Source organism: Bullifex porci (assembly GCF_009695635.1).
Lineage (GTDB): Bacteria > Spirochaetota > Spirochaetia > Sphaerochaetales > Sphaerochaetaceae > Bullifex > Bullifex porci.
In genome coordinates, this window is the sequence record NZ_VUNN01000055.1 from 1 (window position 1) to 1,516 (window position 1,516).

A 1,516-nucleotide genomic window follows, 5' to 3' on the forward strand; every position below is an offset into this window, starting at 1 on the left:
AGCCACATTTTCCCCTTCCCACATGAAGCACTTTCATACATTACCACTCCGCCGTAACATATTTAGCCAGTATACACTCCGCTAGCGCTACGTGACTGGTTCAGGGCTGCGCCCCGAAACCCGCTAAAAGCCACTGACGCGCCTGCGGCTTGTCCAACACCGTGCCGACCGGGAAACATTTCCCGCCCGTCCCGGTGTTCTCAGGAGGCTACTCTGGCAGACAAACGCAACAAGATGCTCACGATGTGGGTGACGGAAGACGAACACCGGCGGCTGCTCGAGCGGTGCGACGGCAGGCAGCTGGCGGCGTGGATGCGTCAGTCCTGCCTCGATGAGAAGCCGGCGCGTGCCTGCAGACTGCCGTCAATATCGCCGGCGCTGCTGCGCCAGCTTGCCGGTATGGGTAACAACCTGAACCAGATCGCCCGGAAAGTGAATGCCGTTGGTGCCGGTCATGATCGGGTGCAGATTGTGGCCGCCCTGATGGCAATAGACGCGGGACTGGAGCGGCTGCGGCATGCGGTGCTGGAAAAAGGGGGGGATGATGATCGTTAAATTTCACCCCCGGGGGCGCGGTGGTGGTGCCGGTCCGGTGGATTACCTGCTGGGAAAAGACCGGCAGCGCGAGGGGGCGACCGTGCTGCAGGGAAAACCGGAGGAAGTCCGGGAGCTTATCGATGCCTCGCCGTATGCGAAAAAGTACACCTCCGGCGTGCTGTCGTTCGCGGAGGCTGAACTGCCGCCCGGGCAGCGGGAGCAGATCATGGCCAGCTTTGAGCGGGTTCTGATGCCCGGGCTCGATAAAGACCAGTACAGCATTCTGTGGGTGGAGCATACCGACAAGGGGAGGCTGGAGCTGAATTTCCTGATCCCCAACACTGAACTGCTGACCGGGAAACGCCTGCAGCCGTACTACGATCGCGCCGACCGGCCGCGCATCGATGCCTGGCAGACCGTGGTGAACGGCAGACTGGGGCTGCATGATCCAAACGCCCCGGAGAACCGGCGGTTACTGGTTACGCCGTCCGCACTGCCGGAAACGAAGCTGGAAGCCGCTCAGGCGATTACACGTGGGTTGCTGGCCTTAGCCTCATCCGGGGAGCTCAAAACTCGCGAGGACGTCACAGGTGCGCTCACAGCGGCAGGTTTTGAGGTGGTCCGCACTACAAAAAACAGTATCAGCATTGCCGACCCGGACGGGGGGCGAAACATCCGACTGAAGGGAGCCATTTATGAGCAGTCTTTTAGCGCTGGCGAAGGACTTGGAGCAGCAATCGAAAGCGCAGCAGCAGAGTACCGGCGAGATGCTGAAAGCCGCATTCAGCGAGCACGAGAAATCTGTAAAAGCGGAACTGAGCGCAAGCGCGAAGAGAATCAGCGACGCCATCAGCGCCCACGAGCAGGGTATGACCGCGGCGATGCAGTCGAACCGCCTGAGCGTGCTGCGTATGGTCGGCCGGACGTGGCTGACCATCACCCTGGTCTCGGTACTGCTGATCGCCACGAGCGGGAGCAT

At 61.1% G+C, this 1,516-nt stretch carries 2 protein-coding genes; both read left to right on the forward strand.

Annotation, left to right across the window (positions count from 1 at the left end):
- Positions 1–234 precede the first annotated feature (234 nt).
- Positions 235–555 carry a MobC family plasmid mobilization relaxosome protein gene (locus FYJ80_RS11560; protein ID WP_055318048.1) on the forward strand — a complete coding sequence of 107 codons (321 nt, stop codon included), beginning with the start codon at positions 235–237 and terminating at the stop codon, positions 553–555.
- The coding region (gene mbeA, locus FYJ80_RS12345; protein WP_154427050.1) for a plasmid mobilization relaxase MbeA at positions 545–1,516 on the forward strand (972 nt) is incomplete at its 3' end. The genes FYJ80_RS11560 and mbeA, both read left to right, overlap by 11 nt.